Raw genomic sequence first — 24,751 nt, 5'->3', positions numbered from 1 at the left:
TCTGAACTGCGCTTTTATCCAAATCTTGACGAGATGCGAGTACTGACATGACCCCCACCGGCAAGCTCAAGCTGGTCAGCCGCGTCTCGGCGATCAACTGGAACCGGCTCGAGGACGACAAGGACGCGGACGTCTGGGACCGCCTCGTCGGCAACTTCTGGCTGCCGGAGAAGGTGCCGGTGTCCAACGACGTGCAGTCGTGGGCGACGCTGACGGAGCAGGAGAAGACGCTCACGATGCGCGTCTTCACCGGCCTGACGCTGCTGGACACCATCCAGGGCACGGTCGGCGCGGTCTCGCTGATCCCGGACGCGATCACGCCGCACGAGGAGGCCGTCTACACCAACATCGCGTTCATGGAGTCGGTGCACGCCAAGTCGTACAGCTCGATCTTCTCGACGCTGTGCTCCACCAAGGAGATCGACGAGGCGTTCCGCTGGTCGGAGGAGAACCCGAACCTGCAGCGCAAGGCCGAGATCGTCATGGACTACTACCGCGGCGACTCACCCCTGAAGCGGAAGGTCGCCAGCACCCTGCTGGAGTCGTTCCTGTTCTACTCGGGCTTCTACCTGCCGATGTACTGGTCCAGCCGCGCCAAGCTCACCAACACGGCCGACCTGATCCGCCTGATCATCCGCGACGAGGCCGTGCACGGCTACTACATCGGCTACAAGTACCAGAAGGGCCTGGAGAAGCTGTCGGCGGCCGAGAAGGCGGAGCTCAAGGACTACACGTTCGAGCTCCTCTTCGAGCTGTACGACAACGAGGTCGAGTACACGCAGGACCTCTACGACGGTGTCGGTCTGACCGAGGACGTCAAGAAGTTCCTGCGCTACAACGCCAACAAGGCCCTCATGAACCTCGGCTACGAGTCGCTCTTCCCGCGCGACGAGACCGACGTCAACCCGGCGATCCTGTCGGCCCTGTCCCCGAACGCCGACGAGAACCACGACTTCTTCTCCGGGTCGGGCTCGTCGTACGTGATCGGCAAGGCAGTGAACACCGAGGACGACGACTGGGACTTCTGACCCGTCGCCCAGCACACGAGAACGGCCGGCCTCATTCGGGGTCGGCCGTTCTCGCGTTCTCCACGCGTCGGCTCAACTCGGCAGGCTGATCGGTCGATCCCCCTCTCGGACGAGTCGAGTCCGCCCCTCGCCGTCGTACGACTGGAGTCGACGTGACCACACCGCCTGGCCGGTACCCGGACCTCGATCTCACCGGCATGCGTCGCGGGCGGGACCGGAGTGGCGCCGCCGCGCGCAACGGCATCGCGATGACCTTGCTCGGGATCTTCTTCCTGCTGAGCCTCGTCGTGGTCGTCCCCGAGATCATGGCTGACCGCGTCGGCGCGGGGGAGGCGACGACGCACGGCACGGTGGTCGACCTCCACGTGACGACGGGGAGATCGGGGTCACGACTGTGCGTGCCAGTAGCGAGGTTCGAGGTGGACGCGACGACGTACACGACGCGGACGGGACGTTCGTCGAGCAGCTGCCCGTCGATCGGCTCGTCGGTCACGGTCGTCTACCCGACGGCGGACCCGAGCGGCGCACGGGTACCGCCGCCCGCCGGGACGCGGCTGCTGCTGGGCGTCGTGCCGGTCGTCGGGCTCGTCCTGGTCGTCCTCGGGATCCGCGCGTTCGTCGTGAGGCTGCGGCGACCAATCGCGTGAGGCACGGCCGTTCGGTCGTTCTGGGTCCCGACCGCTCAACTTCCGGTCCGCCCGGACCGATCACGCTCGGGTGGCCGGCGCAACCGTGCCGGACAGGCGCCGAGGGAGTGGACGTGCCCAGACCACCTGCTGGGTGGTACCCGAGCCCGAACGCGGTCGGGACGCTCCGCTGGTGGGACGGTCGGGTGTGGACCGAGCACGCGCGCCCGACGGTCGAGGACGCGCCGGCGACACCTGAGTCGTGGTTCCCGGAGCCCAGGGCCAGCCTCGAGGCCCTGCCGCTGCTGTCCGGCGCTCCGGGCACACCGACGTACGGGGCCGAGCCGTGGGCGGACCTCGTGCCACCGGACCGCCGCACCCGGGTGCGGCGGCGGCGCGACCGCGCGCGACTGCGCCGGGCCGCCCGGACGCCGCCGAACGGCACGGTCACTGCCGCCAGGGCGGAGGAGATTCGGCGCGCCGCGCATGCCTACGAGGAGTTGAACGGCCAGCGCATGCAGGTCAACGGCGGCCTGGCCGGCGCCGTCGCGCAGCTCGTGATCGGGCTCGTTCTCGTCGTGATCTGCGTGCTCGGCGCCCCGAGCTTCCTCTCCGCGTTCGTGGGTCCGGGAGAGACCTCGGCGCACGGCATCGTGGTCGACCTCCATCTCTCGACGAGCACCGACGGCGGCCGGATGTGCTCGGCGGAGGCGGTGTTCGTCGTCGACGGCGAGATCTACCCGGCGCGGTCCGGCTCCGCCTCCAGCACGTGCCCGCCCGTCGGCTCGTCCACGGCCGTCATCTACACGACGGCGAGCCCCGGCGACGGTGAGGCTCGGGTGCCGGAGCCGAAGAGCGCCGTGCTCCCCTTCCTGGGGATGCCGATGCTGGGGCTCGCTTTCGCCGGCACCGGGGTCGTCGCCCTCGTGATGGAGACGAGGAAGCTCGTCTCGAGGAGGCGGAAGGCGCATCCCTGAGCCGTCGGGGTGCGCAGTCAAGTTCTGACGACGAACGGCCGATTTCCCTGCGTAGCCGGCCGTTCGCCGTCGGACCCCTGAGCCTTGGAGCCGTCGTGGATGCAGTCGCACCGAACTGGTACCCGGACCCGCAGCGGGACGGGATGCTCCGCTGGTGGGACGGGACGCGCTGGACGGAGCACGTGCAGCCGGCACGGGCCGCGGGCAAGCCGGTGCTCGGCCAGGAGGTCACCGGCGGGATCGGACCGGTCACCTGGTACGGCCCGAACGAGCCCGTCACCCACGCGTTCGCGCCGATCACGGACGAGCGGTACGCCGGCTCGCCGCTCGCTGAGCTGCTGGCCGAGCAGTCACGCTCGGCGAGCGGGGACGTCCAGGTGTCGGCCGAGCACCACGCGGCTGTCGAGGCCGCCTACCAGCTGCGCAAGAAGGGCGGGGTGCTCGGGTCGATCGCCGGGCTCGGCGAGCAGCTGCTCGTCGACGCGATCAACGGCGCCGTCCCGGCGCGCGCCACCACCTCGGCCTCCACACCCGGGCCGGACGGGGTCGTCGCGTACGGCGCCGGGCCGCCGGTGACCTGGTCCCCGACCGGACCGGCGCCCGAGTCCGACGCGGGACTGGTCGCGCCACGACCGCCGGTGGAGAGCCCGTGGATGCAGCCCGAGGTGCCCCAGGCGCAGTTCCAGGCGGCGAGCGTGGCCATCCGGGGTGCGGCGACGGTCGTCGGGATGGTGGGCCTGATCGGCAGCCTCGTCGGAGCGGTCGTGGTCGTGCTGGTCGGGCTGGTCGCCGCCATCGCCGTCCCGGTGGGGGAGGGACCCGGCTGGCTCCTGTGGACGTTCCCCCTGCTCGGTGCCGTCGGCGTCGTGCTGGCGGTGAAGGCGATCGTCGACCGGCTCCGCACGTCCCGTTTGTGAGGACAGCCTCACCTGAATTGTGCCGCTGACCTGCGGGTAAGCCAGGCCTTCCTTGCTAGGCAGGGTGCGCGGAACGGGTCTACCGTCGAGAGAAGCACGCACGTCCCGCCCCACGGAGGTCGACATGAGCACCCTGATGGACATGCCCGCAGTCGCCGAGTGTTCGGTCGCCGGCTGCTCGTACAACGACCACTCCCACTGCCACGCCGCCGCCGTGAACATCGGCGGCACCACGGGCGACGCGCAGTGCACCACGTTCTTCCCGCTCGGTACCAAGGGCGGCCTCGACAAGGTGATCACGCACGTCGGTGCCTGCCAGCGTGCCGAGTGCGTCCACAACACGTCGCTCGAGTGCACCGCGGACTCGATCCGCGTGGGCGCCGGTCACGAAGAGGCGGACTGCCTCACGTTCAGCCCGCGCTGACCCCGACACGACGACGGCCGCCCCGCTGACCGGGGCGGCCGTCGTCGTGTCGGCAGGTCAGGGGTGCGCCGCCACCTGGACGAGGTCCCGGACGAGGACCGCGGCCGCGGGCACCAGCTCACGTTCACCAGGGACCAGCGAGGGGTCCTGAGCGCGCAGGGCGGCCGCCACGTCGAGCTCGGCGAGCGGGTCCACGTCAGTGGCAGCGAGGAACGCCGCGAGCAGCGCCCGGGCTGCCTGGGAGTACACCCCGCCGGCGTCGACGGCGACCTCGGCGATGATCAGGGCGGTCAGGGAGACGTCGAGCTCCGGTGTGCCGGTTCGGGCGTTGGCCCAGTCGACCAGCGCCGGGCCGTGGGTCTCGGTGAGGAACACGTTGCCGGGGTGCAGGTCGAGGTGGACGACCACCGACCCGGACGTGACCTGAGGCCACGCCTCGGCGTGGTCCGGTCCCCACCCGGCCGGCGCCGGGATCGCGTGCAGGCGGGTGTGGAGGTCGTGCAGGATGCCGGCCGCGTCGGACAGGGAGACCTCACCGGCGGCGAGCGCCTGCAGGAGGGTCGGGCCGTGCAGGCGCTCCATGACCAGGTCGGGGCCGCTGGCCTCGAGGACGGCGGGGGCGGGGAAGCCGTGCGCGACGACGTGCCGCAGCAGGTGGACCTCGGAGCAGGCGTCGGTGCCGGAGCGGTAGCGGCGCAGGACGTGCACGTCGTCGAGGGCGAACACGTCGGCGGTCGCGCCGGAGGCGAGGATCGGGCCGGGTTCGGCGGAGGCGGCGAGCGCCTCGTCGACGGGAGGGAGCGGCTGGTCGACAGGAACGGTCGACCGACGGTCGGGCTGGGTGGGGAGGTCGGGCGGGTACGACTCAGCGACCTCTGCGGCCCTTCGTTCTGAAGGCGTCGTGGGGTCGCTCGGAGCAAGTCCAGCGGAGTTCATGGATCGACGGTAGACGCATTCGTCCGAGATGTCCCCCGTCGGCTACCAAGAAGTCCCTGACCTGCGCTTTACCTCCCGGACACCTGTCGAGAAGACGGGATCAGGGCCGGGCGACGCGGTCGAGCATCCGCACCGCCTGCTCGTGGGTGGACGGCAGCGGCTCGATCCAGACGCGGACCGGCTGCCGCGTGGACGCGCGGACCTCGAGCAGCTCGCACCGCCGGGCGATCTCCGCGTGGAGCGCCTCGAGCGGCGGGTGCGGGTCCTCGTCGGCACGCGCGAGGACGGCGAAGACGCCGCCGCCGAGCGTCGCCATCGGGTGGCCGTCGCCGTAGGTGACGGTCATCGCGGCGCCCACCGCGGCGGACCGTGCGGCCCGGGTGAACGGGTCGACGTCGCCGGTGGCCACGTCGATGAGCACGAGGTGGTGCCCCAGGTCGGCCACGGTGCGGGCGCGCTGGGTGGGCAGGCTGGCGTCGCGGTAGGTCTCCCCGAGCCGGAGCGCCAGGTACTGCTTGCTCGGCAGCCCGGACTCGGGATCCAGAGCGGCACCCACGACGATGGCGCCCGCCTGGGCGTCGGCCCAGCCCTCGCACAGTGCGCGCAGGACGGCCAGCGGCGGCTCGGCGGCGCCGAGAGTCCGGTACAGGCAGGCCAGGTCGTCGAGTGTCTCGCCGATCCCGACGCCGTCGTAGCCGCGGGCATGGCCCAGCTCCGTGGCGGCGCCCGCGGGGTCGCCCGACGTGAGCAGCGCGAGCGCGAGGGCGTCGACGGCCGGGTGGTACCAGTCGGACGGTCGCAGCCACACGGAGCCGACGCTCTCGTCGCGCCACCGCTCCCGGAGCGTCGCGGGCAAGGCGTCCGTCGGGACAGCTCCCGAGAGGGCGTTGTTGGACCCTGAGTTCGTCGTCACGCTGGATGAGAGGCCAACACCTGTCGGGTGTGACGCCACTCGGGTGCCTTTTCACCCGGCGAACTTTCACCCTGCTTATGGAGAAACGTCGTATATGGCAGGCTGTGCCGTCGGACGAGGTATGCCGACGGGAGCCGTTCGTGTCAGCAAGCACGCAGCTGGACAGCGGTGTCACGGGAGACGCGGAGCTGATCGCCTCCGCGCGCTCCGGCGACACTGCTGCCATCGGCGCGCTCTACGAGCGGCACGCGGGCGCGGCCTGGGTGGTCGCCCGGCAGTACTCGGACTCCCCGGAGGACGCCGACGACGTCGTCGCCGACTCGTTCACCGCCGTCTTCGGCGCCATCGAGCGGGGCAACGGGCCTGAGGCGGCGTTCCGCGCGTACCTCTTCACCGTCGTGCGTCGCGTGGCCGGGCTGCGTCGGGAGAAGAACCGTCGCGTCCAGCCGACCGACGACATCGCCGTGCTCGAGGCGGGCACCGCGCTGGCCGGCACCGCGGAGGAGCCTGCGCTCGCGGGCTTCGAGCGGGGCGTCGTCGCCCGGGCGTTCCACTCGTTGCCCGAACGGTGGCAGGCCGTGCTGTGGCACACCGAGGTCGAAGGGCTGACGCCGGCGGAGATCGCGCCGATCCTCGGGCTCACGGCCAACGGCACCGCCGCGCTGGCGTACCGGGCGCGCGAGGGCCTCCGGCAGGCCTACCTCCAGCAGCACCTGCAGGACCCCCTCGACGACGGGTGCCGGACGGTCGCCGGCAAGCTCGGTTCCTACGTCCGTGGCGGCCTGGGCACGCGCGAGACCGGGCAGGTCGAGGCGCACCTCGAGGACTGCGGCACCTGTCGCGGTCTCCTGCTCGAGCTGGGTGACGTCAACCACGGCATGCGCGCCGTCATCGCGCCCCTCGTGCTCGGACTGGTCGGTCTCGGTGCCCTCGGTGTCGCTCTGCCGGTGGGCGGCGGTCTCGCGGCCGGTGCCGCGGCAGCCGCCGCGGCCGGCGCGGGTGGCGCCGGTGCGGGCGCCGGAGCCGGTGGTGTGGCGGCCGGCGGCACGACGGCGGGCGCCGCGGCCGCGACCGGGGCGGTCACCGCGGTCGGCGCAGGTGCGGCGAGCGGTGCGGCCGCGACCGGCGGGGTGGCAGCGTTCCTGGCGGCGATCCCGCTCGGCGTCGCGGCGGCGGTCGTGGGGAGCGTCGCGCTCGCCGCGGTGGCCGCGGTCGCCATCGCCAACCTGCTGAGCTCGCCGGAGGACCCGGTCGTCGCCGCGCCGGAACCGACCTCCAGCGAGTCCGCCCGCAGCACCCCCGAGCCGACGCCGAACGCCAGCGGGGCAGCGACGCCGCAGCCGACGGACCTCCCGACGCCCGAGCCCACCGACGCACCGGCCGACGACACCGACGACACCGACGTCATCGTGGACGACGACGAGGACACCCCGGACGCCGGTGACGTGACGGCCGACGACCCCGCGGTCACGGTGCCCCCGACGGCCCCCGTCGTCCCCGTGGTCCCACCGGCACCCGCCCCCGCGTCCGTGTCGATCGACGTGCCGTCCGGTGGGCTCGCCCTCGAAGCGGGCCTCGGCGGTCAGGAGCTCATGGTCGGGCTCATCAACAGCGGTGGCACGGTGGCGACGAACCTGGTCGCCGAGGTCACGCTTCCCGACGGTGTCACGCTCGACGGGATCGCGGCAGCCGCCATCGACGGTCTCGTCGGCGGGCGCTTCGCGGTGATGGGTGCCGCCGGCTGGGTGTGCGTCGTCGGCGACGGCGCGAACGTGGCCCGCTGCACGCTCGACCGCCTGCCGCCCCTGTCGACGTCGACGCTGGCGCTGAGTGTCTCGATCGACGAGTCCTTCGACCGGGCGGACGGTGAGATCGGTCTGCGCGTCCGCGGAGCCGGCATCGACTACGTCGCCCCGCCCATCCGGGTCGCCATCGCACCGTCGCCGGCCCGTCTCACGCTGCGCAGCGTGCCCACCACCGTCGCGCTGGTGAACGGGCGGACCCGCCAGCTGGACCTCCCGGTGGCGAACATGGGCGGCTCCGGCATCCCGGCCGGGGCGGGCACCGTGACCGTGCACCTGCCGGCGAACGTCACCGGGGCGGTCGCGCCGGGGTCGGCTGCGTGGGTCTGCACCGGGACGAGTCCGCTGACCTGCCACCCGGGTGCTGTGGGCGCCCGCGCGGACGTCCCGCTCTCCCTGCTGCTGTCGTCGGCGCCGGCCGGGGTCCCGACCAGCGGGCTGCTCGCCGTCGAGCTCTCGCCGAGCGGGCGGCTGACCTCGGAGACCGTCACTTCACCGTTCACCGTGCAGCGGCCCGCCGCGCTGGCGGTCTCCGGCCCCGCCGCCGCGACCGTCGCCGTCGGGTCGGACGCGACCGTCCCGCTGCGCGTCTCGAACACCGGTGACCTGCCGGCCCAGGGCGTCACCGTCACGCTCACCAGACCCGAGGGTGTCGCCTTCGGGAAGGCCGCCGTCGTGCCCGGCGTGTGGACCTGCTCCGCGGGCGCGGCGCCGACCGTCCAGTGCACCACCGGGGTGATCGACCCGGGTGCCACGCTGGACCTGCCCGTCACGCTCGAGGCCGTCTCCGGATCATTTGGCGCGATCGGCCCGGTGACCGCGTCCGCGCAGGCACCGGACGCCGATGCCGCCGCCGCGATCGAGGTCGCCGTCGACGCGACCGCCCCCGTGCTCAGCCTCGACGAGGGCGACCCTCAGGTCTGGATCGGCAGCGGCGGCACGGGCACCGCGTCGTTCACGGTGCGCGCGAGCGGTGCCGACGCGGAGAGCACGCACGCCACGCTGCGCCTGCCGCTCAACCTGCGGGCGGACCTCGACGTCGTCGCGTCGCCGCCGGGCGCGTGCACCGAGTCGTCGGACGAGCGCACGGTGACGTGCGACCTGCAGACGATGACGTCGGGCTCCACCGTGCAGGTCCTGGTCGGCGTCCGGTCGGCCGGCAGCGCGAGGGGCATCGCGTCCGTCGCCGTGGCGGCCCTCGGCGCGTCGGCGACGAGCCAGAGCTCGGTGCAGACGTCGTCGGCCGGGATGGACGTGCGCGACAGCTTCACGCGCGCGGACGTCACCGAGATCGGCGCCCCGCTCCTGTCCTGCTCCTTGACCGTCACCACGTGCGCCTCGGCCATCGAGAAGGGCGACCGGGACAACAACGCGTTCGCGATGGTGCCGCTCGACGAGGCCAAGATCGTCCCGAAGGCGCCGCGCACCTCCGTCCCGGTGTCGTCGACCGCGCGGCTCGCCGTCCCCGCCGGCCGCGAGATCCTGTTCGCCGGGCTGTACTGGTCGGCGAACGCGGGTCCGAAGGACACGTGGAGCGGACCCTTCACCACGGCTCAGGTGCGTGGACCCGGTGGCACGTACACCCAGGTCACCGGCACCACGCTGGCGCAGCCGACCGACAACGCCAACCGGCGGTACTACCAGTCGTTCGCGGACGTCACCGCCCTCGTGGCGGCCGGCGGTGCGGGGGACTGGTCCGTCGCGGACATCGCGGTGAGCGCCACCGGCACGGACACGGACAGGACCTACTACGCCGGTTGGTCGCTGGTCGTCGTGTTCTCCGACCCCACGTCGGACGCGTCCGTCACGGTGTACGACGGCGGGCAGTGGATCGGGAGTGCGGCGGTGCCGCTCGCCTTCGAGTTCGCCGCCGACGCGGGCACGCTCGCCCGGATCGGCGTCGTGGCCTGGGAGGGCGACCGCACCGGGACCGGGGACAGCCTCACGCTGGGCGACACCTGCCTGGGCACCCCGACCGCTCCTGTCCAGCGCTCCCTGGTGCCGACCCGGTGGGGAGGGTCCGACGGCTCCGCGACGAACGCCTTCGACTCCACCGCGACCGGCTGGCGGGCCACCAACTCGCTCGGCACCGACGCGAAGGGCTTCCGCCCGGTCACGCTCGCGTGCGACGTGAGCTCGCTGACCGCGCGGACCGCCGGTGACCAGTTCCTCATCGGCGCCATCACGCTCCGGTCCGAGCCGGTCCCCCCGGTCGAGTCGCAGGCCCGCGGCTGAGCGGACTGCTCAGTCCGCCCGTTCCGTGACGGCGGCGACCGCTGCGTCGGTGGGCACGACCCCACTGACCAGCTCGAGGGCCAGCCCAGCTGTGCGCGGCTCGTGCAGCAGCGCGACGAGGACCGCGGCGACGTCGGCCCGGGGCACCGAGCCGCGCGGCACCGAGTCGTCCAGCCGAACCCTCCCGGTCGCCGGGTCGTCGGTGAGGCCACCGGGGCGCAGGATCGTCCAGTCGAGGTCACGCGTCCGCAGGTCGAGCTCTGCGGCACGCTTGGCGACGAGGTACGCGGCGAACACGTCGTCGGTCCCCGGCGGCGGGGGAGCGCCCGCGCCCATCGACGACACGAGAACGTACCGCCGCACCCCGGCCCGCTCGGCGCCGTCGGCCAGCAGGCCCGCTGCCGCGCGGTCGACGGAGTCCTTGCGGGCGATGCCGCTGCCCGGTCCGGCCCCGGCGGCGAACACGACGGCGTCGGCACCGGCGATCGCCTCGGCCACGTCCCGCGCGTTCGCGCGCTCCAGGTCCAGGACCACCGCCTCGGCACCGTCGGAGACGACGTCGTCGACGTGCTGGAGCTGGCGGACGAGCGCGACGGGGACGTCGCCTCGGGCGGACAGGGCGCGGGACAGGTGTCGTGCGACCTGACCGTGGCCTCCGGCGATCGCGATGCGCATGGCACCCACGGTAAGCACGACGACGAGGACCTGCGAGCGGGGGCGCTGCTCAGCCGGTGTCGCCCGGGTCGGCGAGGACGTCGAGGAGCCGCAGGTGGCTCATGCGGTCACCGAGGCGGTGCACGTCGTCGGACCCCGCCGGGGCGAGGGACAGCGCCGTGTACGTCTCGGCGCCGGGGAGCATCTCCGTGGCGAACTCCCGCAGCACCTCGGCGACCTCGGCCAGGTCGCCGGGCGCGCGGGCGGTGCCCTCGGGCAGGCTCACGTACAGGAGCAGCCCCGGCTGGGGGGCGGGAAGCTGTGCAGGAAGTGCCATGACGTCTCCGGGTGCGCGGTCCGCGGGCCCGGTGGACGGGCGGCGGGGGTGGTCGGGGCCTGGTGGATCAGGACCGATGACACGCGCACGGATACGCGGCGGCGAGGCGCAGCGCAGACGTGGACATGAGGCGACTGTTGCACGAGGGTGCGCCATCACCAAGGGCGATCTGCCCGTGTCCCAGGGGGTGGGACAGGTCAGACGACCCCGTACAGCCGGTCCCCGGCGTCCCCGAGCCCCGGGACGATGTACGCCTTGTCGTTGAGGCGCTCGTCCACGGCGGCGACGACGACGGACACGTCGGCCCGGTCGCCCACAGCCTGCTCGACGACCGCGAGCCCCTCGGGGGCGGCCAGCAGGCAGACGGCCGTGACGTCGCGGGCGCCGCGGGCCAGGAGGAAGTCGATCGCGGCGACCAGCGTGCCGCCCGTCGCGAGCATCGGATCCAGCAGGAAGCACTGGCGGCCCGACAGGTCGTCGGGGAGCCGGTTCGCGTACGTGATCGCCTCGAGGGTCTCCTCGTCACGCTGCATCCCCAGGAAGCCGACCTCCGCCGTGGGCAGCAGGCGCGTCATCCCGTCCAGCATGCCGAGGCCCGCACGCAGGATCGGCACGACGAGCGGGCGCGGGTCGGCCAGCTTGACGCCGGTCGTCGCGGTCACGGGGGTGACGATGTCGACGGACTCGACGTGGACGTGCCGGGTCGCCTCGTAGGCGAGCAGCGTGACCAGCTCGTCGACCAGGAGGCGGAACGTGGGCGACGCAGTGGTCTCGTCGCGCAGGACGGTGAGCTTGTGGGCGACCAGGGGGTGGTCCGCGACGTGCAGGCGCATGGCCTCAACCTACCCGGCGCCGTACGCGATGATGCCCTCATGACTGACCTCCTCCGCCCGTGGCAGGCGGCCGACGCCTGGGCGATGGGGCTCGCGCTCGACGAGGCCCGCCGCGCGGCGCTCACCGGGGACGTCCCGGTGGGTGCGGTGGTCGTCAGCCCTGCCGGTGACGTCGTCGGTCGGGGCCGCAACCGTCGGGAAGCCGACGCCGACCCCACCGGACACGCGGAGATCCTCGCGCTGCGGTCCGCGGCGGACAGGCTCGGACGCTGGCGGCTCGACGACTGCACGCTCGTCGTGACCCTGGAGCCGTGCCTCATGTGCGCCGGCGCCACCGTGCTCGCCCGCATCCCGCGCCTCGTGCTCGGCGCGTGGGACCCGAAGGCGGGGGCGTGCGGGTCGCAGTGGGACGTCGTACGGGACCGGCGGCTGAACCACCGTGTCGAGGTGGTCGGGGGGGTGCGCGCCGAGGAGTGCGGGTTGCTCCTGCAACGGTTCTTCGAGGCTCAGCGCGGTGCCGGCAACGCCTGAGCCAGCTCCGCCAGCGTCTCCGAGGTCCCCGCATCGAGCGTCACGGCCGCGTACTTGTCGCCGCGCGTGGCGCCCCGGTTCACGACGACCACCGGCTTGCCCGTCTGCGCCGCGTGCCGCACGAACCGCAAACCCGACTGCACGGTCAGCGACGACCCCGCGACCAGCAACGCGTCCGCGGCGTCGACCATCGCGTACGCCCGCTCCACCCGTTCACGTGGCACGTTCTCGCCGAAGTACACGATGTCCGGCTTGAGCATCCCTCCGCACGCGCTGCAGTCCGCGACGACGAAGTGGCTGGTCTGCTCGATCACCGCGTCCGCGTCCGGGGCGATCTCGATGTCCGCGACCGCTCTGGTGAACCCCGGGTTGAGTGCGTCGAGCCGTTCCGCCAGCTCAGCGCGCGAGATCACGATGCCGCAGGACAGGCACCGCACCCGGTCGTACCGTCCGTGCAGGTCGATGACGTGCCGCGAGCCCGCCGCCTCGTGCAGGAGGTCCACGTTCTGCGTGATCAGGCCGGTCACCACGCCGCGGTCCTCCAGCGCCGCCAGCGCCCGGTGGCCCGCGTTCGGCATCGTCCGGTGCACGTGCCGCCAGCCCACGTGGTTCCGCGCCCAGTAATGACGACGAAACCCCTCGTCGCCCGTGAACTGCTGGAACGTCATCGGCGTCCGTGGCGGAGAGTCCGGGCCGCGGTAGTCGGGGATGCCGGAGTCCGTCGAGACACCCGCCCCCGTGAGCGCCGCAAGCCGGTGCCCGGCAAGCACCTCGACGACGTCCGCCAGCGAACCTGCGATCATCGGGAGCGCCTCCATCGGTCCACCGTACGACGGTGTGCGGACCGATTCGTGGGACGGGCTCCCGACCAGGTACCCTTCTCGCCGAGGTAGCGTGTCCGAGCGGCCTAAGGAGCACGCCTCGAAAGCGTGTGTGGGTGAAAGTCCACCGTGGGTTCAAATCCCACCGCTACCGCCAGTCGAAGGGCCCCACCCGCGTGATCATGCGGCTGTGGGGTCCTTCGTCGTTCCCGCTGCTCCGCTTTGGCTCCACATTGCCTCAAATCGAGGCCTCATCCGACGCCTGAGCGACGAGCTGGTCGATCACCACGCGCAGGTCTGGGGCGACGTGGATTCGCTGCACGTAGTGCCGTGCTGTGGTGCTCTCGTCGGCATGCCCGAGCAGTGCCGTCGCGTGCGCGAGCGTGCTGCCCCTCGCTACTTGGGTCGCCACCGTCCGCCGGAAGTCGTGCGGTGTGACGTCGATGCTGGTGCCCTCCTGCGCCGCACGCAGCTGGTCGCGCACCCGACCCGGCGACCGTGGCGAGCCCTTCGTTGACGGAAAGACCAGGTCGTCCGGACCGCCATCGAGCCCGAGATCCAGCGCGGTCCGGATCGCCGCGACCACGAACGTCGGCAGCGTGATCGTCCGCCGGGAGGAGTCTGACTTGGGCTTGGGTTGTCGCATCAGCCGGCCGTCCGCCCTGACCACCGTGCCAGTGACGGTGAGCGTCGGGATCTCGGCTTCCAGGTCGAGGTCTTCCACGCGCAGCGCCAGGCACTCACCGATCCGCAGACCGGTGCCCAGCATCGTGTCGACGATCTGCGGCAGGAGCGTGATGTTCCGCCGGCCACGGAGAAGCGCCGGCCGGTCCTCCCACTCTCGAACAGCCTTGCGCAGCAGGGCAATGTCCTCGAGGGAGATCGTCCGGACCCCGTCGCGCCTCGGCTTGCGAACCGTCACGGCATCGCGGACCGGGTTGACCGGGGCCGCGCCGTACCGGACGCACATCATCATGACCTGCGACATCACGTTGCGGACTTGGCGGGCAGTGTCGAACTTCTGCGCTCCGCCCAACGCCATGAGCACGCGGTTGACTGCGACGGGCGTCACCTCCCGGACGCGCAGCGCTCCGAACGCCGGCCGCAAGTCCCGCTCGAGCACACCCAGATAGGTGGTCAGCGACTGCGGACTGATCTGGCCCTCGACGCGCTTCTCGGCGATCCACTGGTCGAAGACGACACCCATGCGGGTGTCAGGTTGGATCGTGGCGCTGCCGTCGACCACGCCCTCGGTATTGGCTCGAATCAGCCTGTCTTGGAGTCGCGACTCCGCCGCGGATGCAGACGGACCTCGTGCTCCGACCTTGTGCAGCACACCCGCGAAGTCTCGATAGCGCGCGTGCGCACGCCAGACGCCTGGGGAGACCTCTCTACGGGAGATCCGACCCCAGCGGCCCGGCTGGATGGCTTCCCGCGCCACGTTTCACCCCTCCTCCCGGCCGTCGGTGACGCGGTCGAGCCATTCGTCGACGTCTTCCGGCCGGTAGCGCAGCCGACCACCGACGTGGAGCACCTTCGGCCCGTCGCCTCGGCTCGACCACGCGTAGATGCAGTGCAGGGTCACGCCCAGGTACTCAGCCAGCTCGTCCGGCGTCCACAGGCGCCTTCGGGCGGTCGATCTGTCAGTCGTTCCCGTGCTCGTTGTGCTCATCTCATATCCCCCTGATCTCGTTTCCCGTCACTCGTCCTGTCAGTTGTCGCTGGGCGGTTGCGGCGTTGTTCGGCTCGCCACTTGGCATACTTCCGGGCCTGTGAGGCAGCGGCATCGGCGAGTGCCTTGTCCCCGGCGCGTGGCCATCCCGAGCCGTCGTAGGCCCACGAGCCGACGACCAACGTGGTCTCCTCGTCGTCTGCCATGAGCTGCCGTTCGAGCTCGCGGGTGTCGAGGGGAGTCGCACGGCGTCTGGCTTCTGCGGTCAGACCCTGAAAACGTCGGCGAGCGCGGCGTAGGGCTCCGAGAGTGACCGAGTAGCGGCGGGACTTGGTCGAGAAGTGGCCACGGAAGCCCAGCATGGCCGCCCATCGGCCGAGCAGCGCGTAGGGGTTCTGGGCGCAGTCTCCGCACAGTCGTGGGTGTCGGTCGCCGGTCCGCTCCTCGCACGCGAACGGGCACCCAGCGAGGGCACGAGAGGACAGCGCGCGGCAGAACTCGGTGAGCCTCGCCAGGTGGGGGAGAGGGTGCCTCGGGTCGGCACCGGCCGCCTTGGTCGAGTACTTCGCCAGGTACGCGGCGACCTGTTCCGTTGTGATCCCGTCGCCGGCGACGGAGCCTGCGCGGACGATCCTGACGTGCGTCTGCGCTCCGAAACGGAGGACCCGTTCGACGTCGGCGTCATCGACGGGAGGGGCGGTGCACCGCACAGCATCTGCGGCGTCGCGCAGAGCGTCTTCGAGCCTGGCCGCGGGGATCGGTGCAGGAGACCCGGGCCCGTCAGGCCCATCAATGCGCACGAGAGCGTGGAAGTGGACCAAGCCGCGTGCCTGGAACTCGGCCACCTTCGCGTACTCAAGGCGTGCACGGTGCTTCAGGTCGCGGTCCCGTACACCGAGATCGGCGGCCAGCTGACGGCCCAGCGCGATGGTGAAGCGGCGCCACAGCTCGGGCGCATGCCACTGCCAGATGGTCGCCGACTCGGTGTCGTAGCAATCGCCGCACAGCGGCGCGCCCACCCGGGGATCGTCGGAGTCGTGGCGGGCCCAACACGTCAGCCGGCGACCGTGCGGGCACATCGCCAGCCTGGTGCGCGGGTAGCAAGGATGCTTCCCCTCACGTACTCCGTGGACAGGACCGAACGACGGAGCGGTCAAGGTAACGAACAGCAGCGGGTTAGCTCTGACCGCCGTAGGGACACCCTTGCCACCGTGGAGGCCGGTGGAGATCAGCTCGAAGGTGTCACGCGCATAGAGGCGCGAACACGACGGACACACCACCTCCCGGCGATTGCCGCATGGCTTGTAGAGCAAGCCCATCGGCTCATCGGCGGAGCGGAAGGTGTCGACGATCTCGCCTGTACGCAGATCGACGGTCTCCGACCGGCCGACCAACCGAACCGGGTGGGCGCAGTTACCGGTCTTGGTGAGTGTCTCGGCGAGGGCCGGCATCGTGGCGTCACCGAGTCGCTCCACGATGGACTGCACCTCGGACTGGGAGAGGTCCCCCAGTTCCAGGGGAGCGTCCGGGCCGTGTCCCCAGAAGTTGTCACGAGTTGCCGTCGTCATCACGCCACCTCGGAGTCCTTTGGCTTTCGAGGGGTGCGGGGAGTCCGTCTGCGCGGAGCTGGAGGAGCATCAGCGTCGGGAGGAGCGACAAAGAGCGGCTCACTCACGGGACGGTCCTCATCAACGTCGACCGAGGGCACCGGTGCCGGGTAGATCTCGGCGACCATCCGGATGACGTCATCCGGCCAGAAGTCAGCCCGGACCCGCTCAACCGCGCCGTCGTCCCGCACGACGTACCCCGCGCCGGGCATCGTCCGGTCAATGCGATGCGCCGGAGCCAAGTCGCCGTAGCCGTCACCCAGGACCATGCGCGTCTCGGACGACGAGGCGAGCCGCAGAGCGATTGTCTGGGTGAACAGCTCCCGCATGCCCACGGTCTCCTTGCGCGGGTCCTGCACGAACGCCACCACCATCACGCCGAGCGCGCGCCCCTGGGTGAGGATCCGCTTCAGCAGCGTGGATGCCTCGTTGACGACGTCGCGCGAGGCGTACGCGGTCAGGACAGCGAGCTCGTCGATCAAGAGCACGTGTGACGGGTCGCCCGGGGACGGCTCGAACAGGCGCGAACGACCCCGCATGACCGCCTGCCGCTCAACGATTACCTGATGGAGCGATTTCAACAGGCGCAGCGCGGAGTGCTCATCCATCGCGACTGCCGAGAACATGCCCGCGCCCACCGCGACCTCGACGCCACCCTTGAGGTCAATCCCCCACAGCCGAACCAGGCCGGCATGGGCGGCCGGTGCCAGGTTGCCGGCGATGCCCCAGAAGATCGATCCCTTGCCAGCGCCGGACCGTCCTACGACGAGCGTGTGCCGGCCGTTCAACTCGAGCCGCCATGGCGAGCCGTCTGAGCGACGGCCGAGGTCGACGGCCTCCGTCTCGAGATCGTGAGGGACTGGTGGCGTCGTCGGCTCGTGCAGCAGCTCGCGCATCGTGAGGTTCATCTCGACCATGCCCGGGCCGACGCGACGACACTCCGCGGACTGTGCGCCGAACGCCGTCGCAATGGCCTCGACCGCGCGATCCAGATCGTCAACGGTCTGACCGACCGCAGCACGAACACGCAGCGTCAGGATGTTTCCGCTCGTCTGAATGCCTGAGAGTCGGGCGATGGTCTGCCGCTCGTCCTTCTCCCGGGGCGATGCCAGTCCACACCGCTGAGCGACCCGGGCCCACTCCTTGCGGACCCGGCGCCGCCACGCGCGACGGCGCAACCGGCCCCCGAGCACCACTTCGTAGGTCAGTGGACTCGCGGTGTTCCAGACGGCTCGCACGAGACTCCAGGCGGGGACGAGCCACTGCACCGCGACGCCCGCCGCCTCGTGATCGGCGATCACCAACAGGTTGCCGATCACGAGGCAGACGAGGATCGCCCGCCACGACCGAACGGTCCAGGAGGCGAAGAGCCAGATAGCGCTGCCGAGCCGGCTCAGCACGAGGCGGACGGTCCTCACCACTACGCGGCCTCAGCCACGATGGTGGTGTCCCGAACCCCCTGGAGTTCCCGGCAGGGGAACGTTCGCAGCGGTGGCACGAGATCGCCCCGGCAGAAGACTTTGAACCCCGCCTCTGGCCACGCCCCACCGCTCCAGACCGCGAACCCCAGGCACGTCCTGGTGGGCTCGTAGACCGTGACCTGGTCCAGCGCGAGCCGCCAGGCCAGGTACTCGGCGGCGGCCTGACAGGTCACGTGGACAGATACGATGCCGTGACCGACATCGGTCGACCGCACATGACCGTCGACCATTGCCACCACGTCGGCCGCCATGGTCAGCAGCTCAGGGATCGTCGGGCCAGGCTCGGTCGACGCGTCCTCGATCCGGTCGGCAGAGAGCGCGGACATCACGCCGCCGCCTTCGGCTCCCCGGCCTTGACCGACTGGCCCGGCGTGGCGAAGCCCTGCGCGCGGAACGACCACGCGATACGAGGCCGCTTGCCCGAGTCGTCGACGTAGGGCAGCGCAGTCAGACCGATGAACTCCACAGGCGTCCACGGCAGCGACGAGGTGTTTTTCGGCGGCACCGGCTGGACTTCTCCGGCGAACTTCACGGTCACGCCGATCTCGCGACGGCCGGCCTCGTCGTCGCCGTCGATGACGGTGCACTGCCACAGTCGCAGGCCCGTCTCCTTGTCGTGCTGCTGGGGTCGCGAGCCGTCCGGGCGCTGCTCGGCCTGGAAGTCCGCGACGGGTTCCACGAGCCCTCGCAGGTAGGCCCCCTTGGGGAACACCGTCTCGTGGGCGATCTCGAAACGCTTGGCAATGGCCACGGCGATCACTCCTTCACTCGACTAGAGCAGCTCTCTGCTCGGAACCAGAGAACCACTCATCTAGAGGAGTGGCAAGGGGTTGGGATCATTCAGCGGGGAACCGGTACTCCAAGACGTAGGCCGGAGCGGCCTTGACGGTGTCCGTCGTCTCTACGGGCACTCCGTCCTTGCGGAAGGCGATCCGCCGGACAGTGAGTACCGGCGTGCCCTCGGATAGCCGCAGACGTTGGCGCTCCTCGGGCGTCGGCATCCGTGCGGCTACCTCCTCGGTGAACTCTGCGAGGTGGTGCCCGTTCTCCTCCAGACGCGCATACACGCCGCCGGGGCCCGTGTGGCGCTCCTCAATCGGCGTCCCCTTGGCCAGGTCAGCCGGCACGAAGGTCTGCGCCAGTTCGACGGGCTCACCGTCGAGCAAGTACCGCCGGCGGCGGGCGAGCACCTTGGCTCGCGCACCGAGAGCCAGCGCCTCGCGGACATGGGGGAGGGCGGTCTCGTACCCCACTTCGAGCTCGTCGACGCTCGGAGCCGCCACGCCCTGTGCCTCAGCGATGAACGCCGCCTGACCGGCCTCGCGGTGGCGACGGGCGAAACGGTCGGATGCAACACGCCGAACGACGGGGCGCGCGCGAACGAATACGCCGCGGCCGTGTTCGGCCACCAACAGTCCTTCGGCCTTCAGCAGCGCGAGCGCCTGCCGAACCGTCATGCGCGCAACGTGGTACGTCTCCATCAGCTGCGTCTCGGAGGCCACTCTGTCGCCGGGCCCGAGTTCTCCCGCGATGATCTGCGCGCGTAGGGAGTCGGCGATCTGCTTGAACAGAGGGCGGTCGGAGTCCTTGTCGAGCGCTGTGCCAGGGGCACCGACGAGGTGCAGGCGCGCCGCACGGTCCTCTTGGCTGGTCACTCAGACTCCTGTAAACGTGTGTGATTCCTACACTGTCACAGACGGGAGGTGGGCCACAGATGCCGACACCACAGCACTCAGTCAGCGCAGCGGGGATCGTGCTCGACGCCACCGGCAAGCGTGTCCTGCTGATCCACCGCCGCGACAACGGGCGGTGGGAGCCGCCTGGGGGCGTGCTCGAACTCGGCGAGACAATCGAGGACGCAGTCATGCGCGAAGTCGAGGAAGAGACTGGCGCACGAGTCGAGGTCGAGCGACTGACAGGCGTCTACAAGAACATGCGACGGGGGATCGTCGCACTCGTGTTCCGCTGCCGGCTGCTGTCCGAGCCGCTGCCCCAGACCGAGGAAGCGATCACCGTCGCGTGGCGCAACATCCAAGAAGTGCCCAGTCTCATGAAGCCCGCCTACGCCGCTCGGGTCCTCGACGCCCTCGACAACGGCGTGCATGTCCGAGCTCATGATGGTGTGGTCGTCCTTCCAAATACTGCGGTCACTGCTTGATCGAATCCCTCCTCACGAGGCGTCAGCGAACGTTGGGTGGTTCCTGTTCACCACCGTCCATCTCAGGGGGCATCGTGGATAGCGCGAGAAGCACCACGGAGCGCCGGACGGTCGATTCCATGGCCGTTCCGCCGCATCCAGGTGCATCGTCCGAAGGCGCATCACGGCGCATGCGTGTCGCCCGGCGGAGGGACACGGCGGCCGAACTCACGCTTCGACGAGAGCTTCACGCACTTGGCCTGAGGTATCGAGTTGCGTATCCAGTCCCAGGGAACCGTCGTCGAACGGTGGACATAGCATTTCCCAGAACCAAGGTCGCGGTGTTCGTCGACGGCTGCTTCTGGCACAGTTGCCCTGTGCACGGCACTTCGCCACGGGCCAACAGCGAATGGTGGGCTGTGAAACTTGCCGCCAACAGAGCGCGCGATCGAGACACCGACAGCTATCTGGCCAGGCTCGGTTGGTGTGTCATTCGAGTATGGGAGCACGAGGTAGGAGCGGACGCCGCGGCTCGTGTCCGGGCTGTCATCGTCAGTTTACCGTGACCTCAGCGTGTTTCGGTTGCTGGCCATCGCAGGTCCTGTATAAACGCGCGAGTTGATCACGGAACACAGGAGTCAGCGCATGCCGCTCGTATTCGTATCCGAAGCCCCGACTGCTTCCGGACTGACCTATGACGACGTACTCGGTCTCCAGTACGAGTTCCCAGTGCGATATCGCGGACTAGTCGAATGCGGCGAACCGTTCGTATATTACAAAGGAAGCAGGGGCGTCGACGACGGCCGACCAGTATACTTCGGAGTCGGCGTAGTAGGCGATGTACGGCCTAGCAGGCGCGACGGTAAGTCTGTTGCAGACGTAGCGGACGTCGAGTTCTTCGAACATCCAGTCCCGGCCAGGCATAGCGACGGGAAATATATCGAGACGGGTTCCACAAAGAGGACGAATTGGCAGAACGGTGTGCGCAGGATCTCGGACCAAATTCTCGCAAATATAGTTGAACTGGCATCTGCCGGAGTACCCACCAAGACAAAGGGCGAGAGCACAGGACGGAAAGGCTTCGCGTCTGCGGAACATGCCAGTCTGCTTGAACGCTATTCGGTTGCTGTTGCCATGAACCTGCTCGCTGATGAGTTTGGATCGGAAGCGGTAACCGAGATGCCCCCTGGAAATCCCGGCTACGACATCATGGTCGCGCGCTCACCGGGCGACCTTCACGTTGAAGTGAAAGGTACGGTTCTCCAAGACCCGGTCTTCCACCTCTCGGAGGGCCAGCGACTCCACGCTGAGGCCCGGGGCGAGGACTTCCGGCTGATCGTCGTGTACAACGTGGACCGTGTGACGCGAACCCACCTCGTGGCCACGCTGCTCGGACCGCTTGACCCGTCGAAGGTCGACCTCAAGCCAGAAGCTTGGGCCGGCCGTGTCCAGCCCGCCAGGGTGTCGGCCGACACCGCCAGCCAGCCAGGCTAGACTCCGCGCGGGCGTGCTCCATGGCCAGGAGGCGTCTCCGTCCGTGCTGCCAAAGGAACTTAATGTGGACAAGTCCGTTCTGTCGTGCTTCAGCGGAGCCGGCGGCATGGACCTCGGACTTGAGGCCGCTGGCTTCACCTCGGTCGGCTGCATCGAGCTTGAGGAACTCCCGCGCAACACATTGATCAAGAATCGCCCTGAATGGCCCATATTGGAGCCGCACGATGTCGTGGCGGCCGGGGCAACGCTGCGCCCGCAAGACCTCGACCTCGAGCCCCGAGAACTTACGCTTCTCGCGGGTGGACCCCCATGCCAACCGTTTAGCATGGCAGCCCAGTGGCAGAAGCCAAAGCCAGGAACGGACGACGACCGAGGGAAGACTGTACTCGGGATGCTGAATCTAGTCGACAGATTCCTTCCATCCGCGATCTTGATCGAAAACGTCGCCGGGTTCCTACAAGGGCGGAACTCTGCTGTTGAGTTGATCTCCCATAAACTTGGCCAGATTAACGATAAACACCAGACGTCATACCGCCTCGAACACTGGATTCTGAACGCCGCCGACTATGGCGTACCTCAGAACCGCCGTCGCGCCATTGGTATCGCATTTAGGGACGGGGCACCGGCCGAGGGGCTCGCGCGACCGGCGCCTTCCCACTCTGGAAATCCGGTGACTGCCTGGGACGCCATCTCGGATCTCACGATCGCGTCCGTCCCTCGAGCAGAGGGCGGCTACGCCGATTTACTGCCGAGCATCCCCGAGGGGGGCAACTATCTCCACCTGACTGCGCGTGGCGGCGGCCCAAGTGTGGAGCTATTCGGGTATCGGACCAGATATTGGTCGTTCCTGCTGAAACTGCGGCGTGACGCCCCTGCATGGACCCTTCCGGCCAGCCCCGGGCCATCGACTGGCCCGTTCCATTGGGACAATAGGCCGCTTGCGATCGAGGAGCGACTAGCACTCCAGGGATTCCCGAGCAGTTGGGAGCTTGCGGGTAGCCCGCGCGACGCGGTTCGACTTGTCGGCAACGCAACTCCTCCGCCGCTCGCAGAAGCCATGGGCCGCTACATTTCGACGACCCTCCTTAGCTCCGAAGTTCCGACGGCCGAGCAGTTACGGCCCACGATCGCGGTTCGTCGCAAGGAAGCGCCGCCCAACCCGATTCCGCCGGTAGCGCTCCCCGAGCGCTGGAAGGCGCGCGTGTACAGCCGCGATGCGCATCCGGGAGCCGGGGCTGGCCCTGCTGGCCACCCAACCGAGCAGAACACGAGGCCGTCATGAACCACGTCCACCGGAGAATCGGCCGCGCCGGACGTGCGGCAGCCGAGGAGGCGTTCCGTGACCGATGAAACTCCGTTGATCAAGTCACAACTTCGCTATATCCCCGTCGAGAGACTTCTGCTCGACCCCGAAAATCCGAGACTTGTGATCAGCGGCGAGGCCACCCAAGAGAAGCTCATCAGGCAGCTCTATGAGCAGGAGGGCCTGGACGAGCTTGCTCCCTCATTCGCTGACAACGGGTATTTCGCCGAAGAGCCGCTTGTTGTGGTTAGAGACAGAGGTGCTACGACCGATCAGTGGATCGTAGTTGAGGGCAACAGGCGACTGGCAACTCTCAAGCTTCTACTCGACGAGGCACTCCGGGCAAGGCTTCGAGTCACTGGTTGGCCGAGCGTCCAAGGTGAGACGCGGGATCGGCTTCTGGAGGTCCCGTGCGTGGAGTACGGCAACCGTGAGGATGTGTTTCCATTTCTCGGCTTTCGCCACATCACTGGCGCAAAGAAGTGGGCACCGTTCCAGAAGGCGCGATTCGTTGCACAGCTCATCGAGTCGGGTCGATCGCTCGATCAGGTCGAAGATCTGATCGGCGACACCACTCAAACCGTCAAGAAGCTCTATCAGGACTTCATCGTCTTTCAACAAATGACGCGCGACGTCGGAATACCCGACAAACCCATCCGCGACCGCTTTTCGTTGCTTGAAGTCACTCTTGGACAGCGACCGATCAAGGAGTTCCTTGGTCTTCCTAGACGGCTGCCGAGTGCAACCGTCGAAGAACTCGTTCCGAACGACAAGCTCGATGCGCTAGAAGACGTGGCCCGGTGGGTATTTGGTACAACCGACAGAGCGCCCGTGATCATCGACTCTCGCGCCATCGCGAATCGCCTAGCACCAGTTCTGGCTAGTGAAGAAGCGACAGCACACCTGCGCCGCACAAACGACCTCGAGGGGGCGTACGAGTACAGTGCCGGGGAGAAGGAGTATCTGCTTGGAAAGATCAACTCTGCTGAGCGCGCCCTGCGTGAAGTGTCCGGAATCGTTGCCGTATACACCGACGATCCCGAGGTCCGCGCCGGTCTAGAACGGATTCGACAATTGTCGGACGGATTGCGTCGCATCGTCGGAGGGGAGTAGTGGAGAAGCCGCTGTTTCCAACCGGGGACAGGCCGGAGGTATCGGAGGTCGCGGACTGGTGTGAATGCGTTGTCTTGGCCGAGGCTTCCGAGTTCAAGCGGGGTGATTTGAAGTCCGCGATTTCGCAGGAGGACGTTCAGAACCCCGACATGCTAGAGCAGCAGGTTTGGACCGAACTGGAGGCACGTTCTGAACTGTTTGGTGACCGCTGGCCGCTGGTTCTAGAACAGAACCGGCTTCGGTTGCGGTCAGCAGACGCGAGTGACCCGATCAACTTTTATAAGTATCTTTGCCTGTTGGGGTTGGGCCAGGCTGAGAGCGCGGACCGAATCCTCTTCGAGGAACTGGTTTGCGACGTTGTCGCCTCGCGAGTCGGCCCGACAGCGGTTCGAGTCGGCCATCCCGCTAGCCATGGCTCAGACCCGTCGTTTCGTGAGCGCATCAGCAAATATGCGGCACAGTCTGGGATGAAGCAAATAGAGGTGCCGTCCGCGCCCTTCCCAAATGACAAGGACCTTGGCCTGGATGTGGTGTTTTGGCTTCCTTTCCCCGACAGGCGCGGGGCGGACTTGCATTTTCTAATCCAGTGTGCGACTGGCCGGAACTGGGGAAGCAAGTTCGATGATATCAACATTGATGAATGGAGACTTCATCTAAATTGGGCCGTGCCCCCCGTTCGGATGTTTTGCGTTCCGAACGTCATTAGACTCGCCGAAGAGCAATGGATTCGCGCGTCGAAGCGGGCGGGTTGGATCGTTGATCGGCCACGCCTGCTCGAATTTGCGCAGACCGTCACCTTTACTGACGACGTGCGAGCTAGAGTTTCGGACCGGGTAAGCGAACTGAGCGTCGCGTAGCGGCACGGAATTGGCTCGCCGGGGAGCCAGCCTGGCAGCGAAGGTCTCACGTC

Annotated in this window: 26 protein-coding genes and 1 tRNA gene; 14 read left to right on the top strand and 13 right to left on the bottom strand. The window is 69.1% G+C overall.

What is annotated here, in order from left to right; genetic code table 11:
• The first annotated feature begins 47 nt into the window (after positions 1-47).
• The 5 genes from nrdF to ASF78_RS20160 all read left to right on the top strand — a co-directional run bounded on the left by nrdF (position 48) and on the right by ASF78_RS20160 (position 3,972).
• Positions 48-1,028 carry a class 1b ribonucleoside-diphosphate reductase subunit beta gene (gene nrdF / locus ASF78_RS20180; protein ID WP_056593789.1) on the top strand — a complete coding sequence of 327 codons (981 nt, stop codon included), beginning with the start codon at positions 48-50 and terminating at the stop codon, positions 1,026-1,028.
• A 152-nt stretch (positions 1,029-1,180) separates the two neighbouring features.
• Positions 1,181-1,675, top strand: a complete 495-nt coding sequence (locus ASF78_RS20175; protein WP_056593786.1) for a DUF3592 domain-containing protein — start codon at positions 1,181-1,183, stop codon at positions 1,673-1,675.
• A gap of 113 nt (positions 1,676-1,788) precedes the next feature.
• Positions 1,789-2,631 (top strand): DUF2510 domain-containing protein, encoded by an 843-nt coding sequence (locus ASF78_RS22865; protein ID WP_200940664.1) that lies wholly within the window; start codon positions 1,789-1,791, stop codon positions 2,629-2,631.
• 95 nt (positions 2,632-2,726) lie between these two features.
• Positions 2,727-3,548 carry a DUF2510 domain-containing protein gene (locus ASF78_RS22860; protein WP_056593782.1) on the top strand — a complete coding sequence of 274 codons (822 nt, stop codon included), beginning with the start codon at positions 2,727-2,729 and terminating at the stop codon, positions 3,546-3,548.
• A gap of 124 nt (positions 3,549-3,672) precedes the next feature.
• Entirely contained in the window at positions 3,673-3,972 is a 300-nt protein-coding gene (locus ASF78_RS20160) for a DUF1540 domain-containing protein (protein WP_056593779.1), read from the top strand.
• A 57-nt stretch (positions 3,973-4,029) separates the two neighbouring features.
• On the opposite strand, the gene ASF78_RS20155 is transcribed toward ASF78_RS20160, so the two are convergent.
• Complete coding sequence (locus ASF78_RS20155) at positions 4,030-4,908, bottom strand: phosphotransferase (protein WP_056593776.1); 879 nt, start codon at positions 4,906-4,908, stop codon at positions 4,030-4,032.
• A 100-nt stretch (positions 4,909-5,008) separates the two neighbouring features.
• A complete protein-coding gene (locus ASF78_RS20150; RefSeq protein ID WP_235518725.1) occupies positions 5,009-5,821 on the bottom strand; it encodes a hypothetical protein in 813 nt (270 codons plus the stop codon).
• Between the two features lie 140 nt (positions 5,822-5,961).
• Between ASF78_RS20150 and ASF78_RS20145 the strand changes: the two genes are divergently transcribed.
• Positions 5,962-9,858, top strand: coding sequence for a sigma-70 family RNA polymerase sigma factor (locus ASF78_RS20145; RefSeq protein ID WP_056593773.1), 3,897 nt, complete (start codon positions 5,962-5,964; stop codon positions 9,856-9,858).
• Positions 9,859-9,867: 9 nt separating this feature from the next.
• Here ASF78_RS20145 and ASF78_RS20140 read toward each other — a convergent pair whose 3' ends face one another.
• The 3 genes from ASF78_RS20140 to upp all read right to left on the bottom strand — a co-directional run bounded on the left by ASF78_RS20140 (position 9,868) and on the right by upp (position 11,682).
• Positions 9,868-10,533, bottom strand: coding sequence for an SDR family oxidoreductase (locus ASF78_RS20140; RefSeq protein ID WP_056593770.1), 666 nt, complete (start codon positions 10,531-10,533; stop codon positions 9,868-9,870).
• Positions 10,534-10,582: 49 nt separating this feature from the next.
• Positions 10,583-10,849, bottom strand: a complete 267-nt coding sequence (locus tag ASF78_RS20135) for a hypothetical protein (RefSeq protein WP_056593767.1) — start codon at positions 10,847-10,849, stop codon at positions 10,583-10,585.
• Positions 10,850-11,046: 197 nt separating this feature from the next.
• The gene (gene upp / locus ASF78_RS20130) at positions 11,047-11,682 is read right to left on the bottom strand and encodes a uracil phosphoribosyltransferase (protein ID WP_056593765.1); all 636 of its coding nucleotides are present in this window, start codon (positions 11,680-11,682) and stop codon (positions 11,047-11,049) included.
• Positions 11,683-11,721: 39 nt separating this feature from the next.
• On the opposite strand from upp, the gene tadA reads away from it, so the two are divergent.
• The gene (tadA, locus tag ASF78_RS20125; RefSeq protein ID WP_369816350.1) at positions 11,722-12,213 is read left to right on the top strand and encodes a tRNA adenosine(34) deaminase TadA; all 492 of its coding nucleotides are present in this window, start codon (positions 11,722-11,724) and stop codon (positions 12,211-12,213) included.
• Here the strand turns inward: tadA and ASF78_RS20120 are convergent.
• The gene (locus tag ASF78_RS20120) at positions 12,189-13,031 is read right to left on the bottom strand and encodes an NAD-dependent protein deacetylase (RefSeq protein ID WP_056593762.1); all 843 of its coding nucleotides are present in this window, start codon (positions 13,029-13,031) and stop codon (positions 12,189-12,191) included. The genes tadA and ASF78_RS20120 overlap by 25 nt on opposite strands.
• Before the next feature lie 70 nt (positions 13,032-13,101).
• Here ASF78_RS20120 and ASF78_RS20115 point away from each other — a divergent pair.
• A tRNA-Ser gene (locus ASF78_RS20115) sits at positions 13,102-13,191 on the top strand.
• A gap of 81 nt (positions 13,192-13,272) precedes the next feature.
• Here the strand turns inward: ASF78_RS20115 and ASF78_RS20110 are convergent.
• From ASF78_RS20110 to ASF78_RS20080, 7 genes are all read right to left on the bottom strand, one after another.
• The gene (locus ASF78_RS20110) at positions 13,273-14,370 is read right to left on the bottom strand and encodes a site-specific integrase (RefSeq protein WP_156374255.1); all 1,098 of its coding nucleotides are present in this window, start codon (positions 14,368-14,370) and stop codon (positions 13,273-13,275) included.
• 108 nt (positions 14,371-14,478) lie between these two features.
• Complete coding sequence (locus tag ASF78_RS20105) at positions 14,479-14,706, bottom strand: AlpA family transcriptional regulator (protein WP_056593756.1); 228 nt, start codon at positions 14,704-14,706, stop codon at positions 14,479-14,481.
• Entirely contained in the window at positions 14,703-16,274 is a 1,572-nt protein-coding gene (locus tag ASF78_RS20100; RefSeq protein WP_156374254.1) for a replication initiator, read from the bottom strand. Before ASF78_RS20100 ends, ASF78_RS20105 begins: the two co-directional genes overlap by 4 nt.
• Positions 16,274-17,713, bottom strand: a complete 1,440-nt coding sequence (locus ASF78_RS20095; protein WP_200940663.1) for an FtsK/SpoIIIE domain-containing protein — start codon at positions 17,711-17,713, stop codon at positions 16,274-16,276. Before ASF78_RS20095 ends, ASF78_RS20100 begins: the two co-directional genes overlap by 1 nt.
• A 20-nt stretch (positions 17,714-17,733) precedes the next feature.
• Positions 17,734-18,123, bottom strand: a complete 390-nt coding sequence (locus tag ASF78_RS20090) for a hypothetical protein (protein ID WP_056593749.1) — start codon at positions 18,121-18,123, stop codon at positions 17,734-17,736.
• Positions 18,120-18,554, bottom strand: coding sequence for a plasmid replication, integration and excision activator (locus tag ASF78_RS20085; RefSeq protein WP_235518723.1), 435 nt, complete (start codon positions 18,552-18,554; stop codon positions 18,120-18,122). Before ASF78_RS20085 ends, ASF78_RS20090 begins: the two co-directional genes overlap by 4 nt.
• A gap of 76 nt (positions 18,555-18,630) precedes the next feature.
• The gene (locus tag ASF78_RS20080; RefSeq protein WP_235518721.1) at positions 18,631-19,449 is read right to left on the bottom strand and encodes a GntR family transcriptional regulator; all 819 of its coding nucleotides are present in this window, start codon (positions 19,447-19,449) and stop codon (positions 18,631-18,633) included.
• Positions 19,450-19,508: 59 nt separating this feature from the next.
• Between ASF78_RS20080 and ASF78_RS22155 the strand changes: the two genes are divergently transcribed.
• The 6 genes from ASF78_RS22155 to ASF78_RS22515 all read left to right on the top strand — a co-directional run bounded on the left by ASF78_RS22155 (position 19,509) and on the right by ASF78_RS22515 (position 24,698).
• On the top strand, positions 19,509-19,952 hold the full coding sequence (locus tag ASF78_RS22155) for an NUDIX hydrolase (RefSeq protein WP_082495224.1): 444 nt from the start codon (positions 19,509-19,511) through the stop codon (positions 19,950-19,952).
• A 119-nt stretch (positions 19,953-20,071) separates the two neighbouring features.
• Positions 20,072-20,497 carry a very short patch repair endonuclease gene (locus ASF78_RS22150; protein WP_082495223.1) on the top strand — a complete coding sequence of 142 codons (426 nt, stop codon included), beginning with the start codon at positions 20,072-20,074 and terminating at the stop codon, positions 20,495-20,497.
• A gap of 79 nt (positions 20,498-20,576) precedes the next feature.
• Positions 20,577-21,425, top strand: a complete 849-nt coding sequence (locus tag ASF78_RS22145) for a protein NO VEIN domain-containing protein (RefSeq protein ID WP_082495222.1) — start codon at positions 20,577-20,579, stop codon at positions 21,423-21,425.
• 64 nt (positions 21,426-21,489) lie between these two features.
• Positions 21,490-22,707, top strand: a complete 1,218-nt coding sequence (locus tag ASF78_RS22140; RefSeq protein ID WP_082495221.1) for a DNA cytosine methyltransferase — start codon at positions 21,490-21,492, stop codon at positions 22,705-22,707.
• Between the two features lie 57 nt (positions 22,708-22,764).
• Positions 22,765-23,841, top strand: coding sequence for a hypothetical protein (locus ASF78_RS20060; RefSeq protein ID WP_156374252.1), 1,077 nt, complete (start codon positions 22,765-22,767; stop codon positions 23,839-23,841).
• Complete coding sequence (locus tag ASF78_RS22515) at positions 23,841-24,698, top strand: hypothetical protein (protein WP_156374251.1); 858 nt, start codon at positions 23,841-23,843, stop codon at positions 24,696-24,698. Before ASF78_RS20060 ends, ASF78_RS22515 begins: the two co-directional genes overlap by 1 nt.
• The last annotated feature ends 53 nt before the right edge of the window (positions 24,699-24,751 follow it).

The sequence above is a fragment of the Cellulomonas sp. Leaf334 genome (assembly GCF_001424195.1).
Classification (GTDB): domain Bacteria; phylum Actinomycetota; class Actinomycetes; order Actinomycetales; family Cellulomonadaceae; genus Cellulomonas.
The sequence above is the reverse complement of the archived record's forward strand: the minus strand, read 5'-3'. Positions and strand labels throughout refer to the sequence as shown.